This is a genomic window from Ohtaekwangia sp., assembly GCF_036786105.1.
Lineage (GTDB): Bacteria > Bacteroidota > Bacteroidia > Cytophagales > Cyclobacteriaceae > Ohtaekwangia.
In genome coordinates this window covers 3,159-10,415 of sequence record NZ_DAIQRQ010000061.1, presented here as the reverse complement: position 1 = coordinate 10,415, position 7,257 = coordinate 3,159, and the positions used below count along the sequence as shown (strand labels likewise).

General features: G+C 43.3%; 7 protein-coding genes. 3 read left to right on the top strand and 4 right to left on the bottom strand.

All coding sequences use genetic code 11. The annotated features are described in order from the left end of the window. Both V7Q33_RS19230 and V7Q33_RS19225 read right to left on the bottom strand, forming a co-directional pair. The coding region (locus V7Q33_RS19230; RefSeq protein WP_333820934.1) for an ABC transporter permease at positions 1-863 on the bottom strand (863 nt) is incomplete at its 3' end. An 87-nt stretch (positions 864-950) separates the two neighbouring features. After that, positions 951-2,213: an ABC transporter permease gene (locus V7Q33_RS19225; protein ID WP_331974811.1), complete on the bottom strand. Its 1,263-nt coding sequence runs from the start codon at positions 2,211-2,213 to the stop codon at positions 951-953. A gap of 192 nt (positions 2,214-2,405) precedes the next feature. Between V7Q33_RS19225 and queA the strand changes: the two genes are divergently transcribed. Then, positions 2,406-3,452: a tRNA preQ1(34) S-adenosylmethionine ribosyltransferase-isomerase QueA gene (gene queA, locus V7Q33_RS19220; RefSeq protein WP_333820932.1), complete on the top strand. Its 1,047-nt coding sequence runs from the start codon at positions 2,406-2,408 to the stop codon at positions 3,450-3,452. A 255-nt stretch (positions 3,453-3,707) separates the two neighbouring features. Continuing rightward, complete coding sequence (locus tag V7Q33_RS19215) at positions 3,708-4,628, top strand: hydroxypyruvate isomerase family protein (RefSeq protein ID WP_333820931.1); 921 nt, start codon at positions 3,708-3,710, stop codon at positions 4,626-4,628. 182 nt (positions 4,629-4,810) lie between these two features. Here V7Q33_RS19215 and V7Q33_RS19210 read toward each other — a convergent pair whose 3' ends face one another. After that, positions 4,811-5,518, bottom strand: coding sequence for a LytR/AlgR family response regulator transcription factor (locus tag V7Q33_RS19210; protein WP_333820930.1), 708 nt, complete (start codon positions 5,516-5,518; stop codon positions 4,811-4,813). Continuing rightward, complete coding sequence (locus V7Q33_RS19205; RefSeq protein WP_333820929.1) at positions 5,515-6,516, bottom strand: sensor histidine kinase; 1,002 nt, start codon at positions 6,514-6,516, stop codon at positions 5,515-5,517. Before V7Q33_RS19205 ends, V7Q33_RS19210 begins: the two co-directional genes overlap by 4 nt. Positions 6,517-6,718: 202 nt before the next feature. Here V7Q33_RS19205 and V7Q33_RS19200 point away from each other — a divergent pair, with 202 nt between their 5' ends. Next, positions 6,719-7,198, top strand: a complete 480-nt coding sequence (locus V7Q33_RS19200; RefSeq protein ID WP_333820928.1) for a hypothetical protein — start codon at positions 6,719-6,721, stop codon at positions 7,196-7,198. Positions 7,199-7,257: the final 59 nt, after the last annotated feature.

The following is a 7,257-nucleotide window of genomic DNA, read 5'->3' as shown; positions in this document are numbered from 1 at the left end:
ATTACATTTGCTAACGCTTCAGGGCGGTTAATGGCAAAGTTATCTTTCTCACCCGGGCGCAAGCCGCGCCTTACGCGCATAATACCGCGAACTTCATTCTCCAGTTCCACCAACCCTATATCGGTATCAAATCCTTTTATACCGATGCTTGATTCCAGTTCTTCCCAATGTCCGGTTCCGGTATGATATAATCTTCTGAAGGAGTTATACGGAACGATAACATTATAGTCGTTGCTGGAAAATCCCATGAAACTCTGCCCTTCTTTCTTCATGATGCCTACTACCATGAACTTCACATTTTTGATCTTTACCATCTTGCCCAGCGGATCTTCCCCAGGAAAGAGTGCCTGGGCAATCTCATATCCGATAATGCCTACATTTCTTCCGGCCGATTGTTCATCGGCGGTGAGATAGCGACCAAACTCTATGTTGATGGTATAGATATATTCATAATTTTCGCTGCCACCGATCAACCGCACACTTCCTATACTGTTGCTGTTGCGTTTTACCACCACATTACCTTTATCGCTATAAATGGCAATGTGACTGCTGTGCTTCAGATTCTCTTCCAGAAATTTATACTCATTGTATGAAGAGTTGGGGCGTCTCCAGAAATCCCACCAGCGATATTCGCCATTATCAGCAAGCCACGGCCATTTATCGACATAGATCACATTGGTTCCAATGAAGTTAAGACTGTCTTTTATGTTCTTTTCCAATGAGTCAACAAAGGTGAGCACAGCGATAATGGCAAAGATTCCGATTGTTACTCCCAACAGGGAGAGTACGGTGCGGAGTATATTGGATCGTAGCGCCTTCCAGGCAAACCGGAAGCTTTCAAAAATCTGTCGAAGCGTATACATGCAGGTTCAGTGACACAGGTTTCATGGAAAGTTATCTGTATATCCTAATCAAAAAATATACAGCGATTATACTATATCTCATTCAGGTCAGGTAGCCCGAATGGCAATTACCGGATCGAGCCGAGCTGCCAGCGCAGCAGGAACAATGCCGGATACCAATCCGATTACACTGGATACGGTAAGACCCAGTACTATATTCTTTACAGTTAGCGCTACCTGCAAACTTCCCATCGGTATAAATGTGATCAGGTATACCAGGAACAATCCCGCCAGGCCGCCGATGAGACTAAGGAAAATAGCTTCAAACAGAAACTGGAACATAATAAAGTAATTCTTCGCACCCAATGATTTTTGCAAACCAATAATGGGTGTACGTTCTTTCACGGACACAAACATGATGTTCGCTATACCGAATCCACCTACCAGAATCGAAAATCCTCCGATGATCCAACCGGCAACGCTCAACGTATTGAAAACACCGCTGATAAGATTCATAAACGCTTCCGGCCGGTTCAATGCAAAGTTATCTTTATCGTATGGACGCAAGCCGCGTCTTCCCCGCACAAAGCCTTTTATCTCATTCTCCAATTCTACCAGTCCAATATCTGATTCTTTCCCTTTTATACCGATCACCGACTGCACTTCATTCCAACGGCCTGTGCCTGTTTGAAAAGATTTCCGGAAGGACTGATAGGGAATGATAACATTATAGTCGTTCGTGGTTTTACCAATAAAGCTGCTACCCTCGCGCTTGATCACGCCCACAACTTTATACTTCAGGTTCTGAACTTTTATATTCGCGCCCACCGGATCTTCACCGTTTGGAAACAATGTGTTGGCTACTTCATAGCCTAGCACCGCTACATTTCTGCCGGCTTCTATTTCTTCGGCACTCATATAGCGGCCGCGGTCTACGTTCACGTCAAAGAGCTGATCATAACCAACCGAGCCTCCTACCAGACTTACATCGCCTATACTGTTGTTGCCGCGCTTAATGGTTTGATTCCCTTCATCAGCAAAGATGGCTATCTCGGTATGATGGGTAAGATTTTCGCGCAGAAACCGGTATTCATTATAAGAAGGGGTTGGACGCTTCCAGTATTCCCACCATTTAAACTCTTCGTTAGCTCCCGGAAACGGCCATTTTTGAAAGTAAATTACGCTTGCCCCCAGGAAGTTAAAGCTGTCTTTGATGTTCTTTTCCAGTGAATCGACCATGGTGAGTACGGCAATGATGGCAAAAATGCCCACCGTAACACCGAGCAACGATAGCACTGTGCGCAGAATATTAGACCGCAGTGCCTTCCAGGCAAAACTAAAACTTTCAAAAATCTGTCGTAAAACGAACATGAAGCAACCGTAGTTAAGGTGGTTTGTCGGCTCTGATGCAAACAAATTACTCTCTTAATGACTAAAAAACTTGCTTTTTTGTTACACACTTGAAAAAAGTGACTGCTTTTGTCGCAAAAGCCAATTGTTGCCTTATTTTTGCAACCCAAAATAAAAATTACCCTTTATTGGGCATACTTTGCACTTACGAATATGAAGTTATCGGAATTTAAATTCGAGCTCCCTAACAATTCTATAGCACTGGACCCTGCCGAGAACCGCGATGAAGCGCGTTTGATGGTGGTACACAAAGATTCCGGTAAAATAGAGCACCGGGTATTTAAAGACATCGTAGAATATTTTGACGATGGCGATGTAATGGTAGCCAATGATACCATGGTATTTCCGGCACGTCTCTATGGCCGCAAGGAAAAGACCGGTGCCAAGATTGAAGTATTCCTGTTGCGTGAGCTCAATGCCGATATGCACCTGTGGGATGTACTGGTAGATCCGGCCCGCAAAATCCGCGTAGGCAATAAACTATATTTCGGTAATGGCGACCTTGTTGCCGAAGTCATTGACAATACAACATCGCGCGGTCGTACCATCCGCTTCCTGTTTGATGGTGACTCTGCGGCTTTTGATAAAGTGGTAGAGACTTTGGGAGAAACTCCGCTTCCGAAGTATATTAAGCGTAAAGTAAAGCCTGAAGACAAAGATCGTTTCCAGACTATCTTTGCCAAAAACAAAGGCGCTGTATCCGCTCCTACTGCCGGACTTCACTTTACACGTCAGTTGCTGAAGCGGTTGCAATTGAAAGGCGTAGATATATCGTATGTTACACTGCACATTGGTTTGGGAACATTCCGTCCGGTAGATGTAGAAGATCTTACCAAGCACAAGATGGATTCCGAAAACTTTATTGTAGGCAACGAAGCCGTGGAGATTGTAAACAAGGCACTTGACAACCGTAAAAGAGTATGCGCCATTGGTACCACCACCATGCGTGCACTGGAATCTGCGGTGTCAGCCACCAACAGGCTGAAAGCCCGCGAAGGATGGACCGATAAGTTTATCTTCCCTCCTTACGATTTCAAGATCTGCAACGCTATGGTAACCAACTTCCACATGCCTGAATCTACATTGCTGATGATGGCGGCAGCCTTTGGTGGTTACGATCTGATCATGGAAGCATACAAAGTTGCCAAGAAGGAAAAGTATAAATTCCTTACCTACGGTGACGCAATGCTGATCATCTGATAGAAATTTAAAGCGACTATATGTAGCAAGAGCCAGCCGGAAGGTTGGCTCTTTGCTTTCGCTACGAGCTGTGAGAGGCTGCTGGCTTCGGGCCGCTGGCCAAAGGAAGAACCTCTTTTGATTTGTGAGCCCTTTACTTCGCCACTAATAAATTTGCATTCACATCCAGTGGCCGGTGGCTTGCAGCCAGAACCGTCTTTTGAACTTCAATTCGTTAACTGCTATCTTACACTACAAACTCAAACCAGCCGACACATGAAAAGGAGAAACTTTCTAAAGAATGGTCTTACAGCTGCAGCTTCAACAGCAACGTTTGGTGCATTTGCTGCCGGCAACACTTCTATACTAACAGCTATACCTGCCGAGAAAACTTTTACCTGCAACTTCGCACCACATGATGGCATGTTTGCCAGCCATGCCGGTAAAGATTTTATAGACCAGATTAAATTTATGTACGATCAGGGATTTCGTGCTATTGAAGATAATGGTTTACTGAAGCGTTCGAAGGAAGAACAAGACAAGATCGGTTCTATACTCGCCAAGCTGGGCATGACGATGGGTGTATTTGTTGTAGACGGTGGCGACAACTGGAAGGTATCTTTAACCACAGGCAAACAGGAATTTAAAGATACATTTATCAAAACGTGCAAAGATTGTGTAGAGCTGGCCAAGCGTGTAAATGCAAAATGGATGACGGTGGTTCCCGGCTTCTTCGAGCGCAACCTGCCCATGGGTATACAAACCGCTAACGTAGTGGATGCCTTGCGCAGAGGAGCCGAGATCTTTGAACCTCACGGGCTCATTATGGTATTGGAACCCCTGAGCGATACTCCTGATCTCTTTATGCGGTACACAGATCAAACATTCGAGTTGTGTAAAGCGGTAAAAAGTCCGGCATGCAAAATCCTGTATGATATATACCACATGCAACGAAACGAAGGTAATATCATCAACAACATTGATCGTTGCTGGGATGAGATTGCTTACTTCCAGATTGGCGATAATCCCGGAAGAAAAGAACCTACCACTGGTGAGATCAACTTCAAGTCCATCTTCAAACACGTTCACGATAAAGGATACAGAGGTGTATGGGGAATGGAGCACGGCAATTCAAAGCCAGGCAAGGAAGGAGAGCTTGCATTGATTAAGGCGTATCGGGAAGTAGACTATATGTAAGCTTCGAGCTTCTGGCTACTGGCTGCTAGAGGAGTGTGGGTGTGGTTAACGTACTTCTCTTATTCGGGATGTAAATCCAATGACACAAAGGAACTCAAAGGAGGCACAAAGTTTCGCAAAGAAAAATGCACCGGCAGCATGAGTATCACGCCTGGCTCTCTTCTACTGCTCTTAAGTTCAGGTCATTTAATTCCGAGAGTGCGTAAGAATTGGTCGCGGTAATTCAGGCCAATGGGAACTTCGATACTACCAATGAATATTCGATTGCCTTCAATGACTTTAATTTTATCCTTGTTGACTATAAAGGAGCGATGGACGCGCACAAATGTTTCCTTTGGAAGTTGTTCTTCGAAAGCTGAAAAAGTGATCGTTGTAGAAAAGATACCGTCTATCGTTACAATTTTAACATTGTTGCCTTGCGCTTCTGCGTAGAGCACATCGGTTGCATTAAACTTATGAATTTTGCCATCGGATTTAATAAACAATGAATCAGATAATGTTCCAGGCGCTATCATTACTTCAGGCTGCGACCTTTCAAGCTGGGCCTTTGCTTTATCAACAGCTTGCAGGAAGCGGTCGAATGAAAATGGCTTTAGCAAGTAATCACAAGCGCTGAGATTAAAAGCTTCGTGAGCATGCTCTTTATAAGCCGTGGTAAAGATAATCTGCGGTTGATGCTTCAATGTTTTGACCAATGCAAGTCCATCCAACACAGGCATATTGATATCGAGAAAGATCAAATCGATTTTTTCTTTTGAAAGGATTTGCCTGGCTTGAATGGCATCGCTGCATTGGCCCACCACCTCAAGGTCGGGCAGATGCGAACAATAGCTTTCAACTATTTGCCGCGCAATAGGCTCATCATCTACGATTAAACATTTTAAAGTCATTGGCAATCTATTCTTAACGTCACCGTATATTTATTTAGTTTTTTAGAAACATGAAGGTCATGTTTGCCAGCATATAGCAAACCAAGACGTTTCTTTACACTCTCCAGCCCAAAACCGGAATTCTTTTTCTGGAATTGCTCGCTACTTTCTATGTATGAATTCTCGACCTCGAACAGGATTGAATTTTCTTTTCGGCTAAGAGAAATATCGATTGTTACCATTTGATCGGCAGTAGTTCGTGAATGTTTAAATGCATTCTCTATAAAAACAACCAGGAGTAAAGGCGGTATTTTATAATTATCATCAAATCTGTCATCGATTACAACCTTGAGGTTAAGTCGCTCTCCGAGTCGCAGCTTTTCAAAATCTATATAGTTCTTAATATAGTCGACTTCGTGCTGAAGCGGAACAAAGATATCTTTAGCATCATACACTGAATATCGCAGCAATTCAGAAAGCTTTAGCAACAGGGGCGGCAGACTCTCAGGTTTATGAAGAGAAAGGCCGTATAAGTTATTGAGTGTGTTAAATAGAAAGTGTGGACTTAATTGTGACTGTAAGAGCTGTAGCTCGCTTTTACTCTGCGCTACGGCTGCTTCAGCGGACCTAAGCTTAAGTCTGTTTTGAAACCGTGTGACAGTAACGAGAGAGCCCGTTGCTCCTGCTACAAGAAATAGCAGAAGAACGGTAACAGCGAATGGGAACAACGTAGTTTCTCCAATCATACTGTTCAGGAGAAACGCGATCAAAACAAAGCCGATCACTATAAAAAGAGAAAGTGCCACCATGAGTCGACCGGGTGCGACTAATGAATCTGTCTTTTCCGCGACTTTAACAAAATATCTTCCAGTCAGTGCACCCGAAACCAGAATAATAGTTATACCCACTGAAAATGGCAGAGCAATTTCCGGTAGTGCAATGCCAAATAACCATCTAAAAGAAGTGAAAATTACAGCGGTTGAGGCCAGCCAAAAAAAGTATTGTTGATTTCGTGTCATAAGTTTTTTATCAAAACTCAGGCTTTACAATATAGGTCGGAAATGTGCGTGTCGGAAACACTTCTGTCGATGACAAAACCACTTAAATCGCTGATCAATTTCTTGTCAGCCTAAAACCTAAATTCGACATGATTTCATTATCGTCTATCCTGAAAGTTTTCGTCCCTATTTAACAACCACGAAGTTTGATAAAAAAATAATTATGAAAGTATTACAGATCACGAAAAACCTATTCAGCCGTAATTATTCACGTTATAATGGCGTGCGCCCGATTCAAGTTTACCTGCTTCGTTTGGTTTTCATTCTAACTTTCCTGTTTGTGGGGATGGATTCATGGTCAGAGATCATTAGGCACCAGGGAGATTGGAATAATATGAACGCCGTAGCTTTTAGCGTTTGGGCCGCTTACTCGTCCCTGGCACTTTTAGGAATTTTAAAACCATTAAAGATGCTACCGGTTATGGCCTTTCAAATACTATATAAAGTGATTTGGTTAATTATTGTCGCCTATCCGCTCTGGGCAAATGGAACATTGGAAAGCTCCCCGGCCGCAGGGATGACGAAAGCATTTCTATGGGTTATACTTCCCATTGTGGCAATGCCATGGGGATATTTTTTCAGAATGTTTTTTCAAAAGACCAACACCACTGCAAATCCGGTTGTTGCAATGGATGTTAAATAACTTTAAGTCATGCTTAATAAGCTTAATGAAACAGGCACCGTTGAAAGCGGTGCTTTTTT

What these genes read in the sequence shown, in the direction of transcription:
- queA (WP_333820932.1), top strand. Translation starts at nt 2,406, where the DNA reads ATGAAGTTATCGGAATTTAAATTCGAGCTCCCTAACAATTCTATAGCA.
- V7Q33_RS19225 (WP_331974811.1), bottom strand. Translation starts at nt 2,213, where the DNA reads ATGTTCGTTTTACGACAGATTTTTGAAAGTTTTAGTTTTGCCTGGAAG.
- V7Q33_RS19200 (WP_333820928.1), top strand. Translation starts at nt 6,719, where the DNA reads ATGAAAGTATTACAGATCACGAAAAACCTATTCAGCCGTAATTATTCA.
- V7Q33_RS19215 (WP_333820931.1), top strand. Translation starts at nt 3,708, where the DNA reads ATGAAAAGGAGAAACTTTCTAAAGAATGGTCTTACAGCTGCAGCTTCA.
- V7Q33_RS19210 (WP_333820930.1), bottom strand. Translation starts at nt 5,518, where the DNA reads ATGACTTTAAAATGTTTAATCGTAGATGATGAGCCTATTGCGCGGCAA.
- V7Q33_RS19205 (WP_333820929.1), bottom strand. Translation starts at nt 6,516, where the DNA reads ATGACACGAAATCAACAATACTTTTTTTGGCTGGCCTCAACCGCTGTA.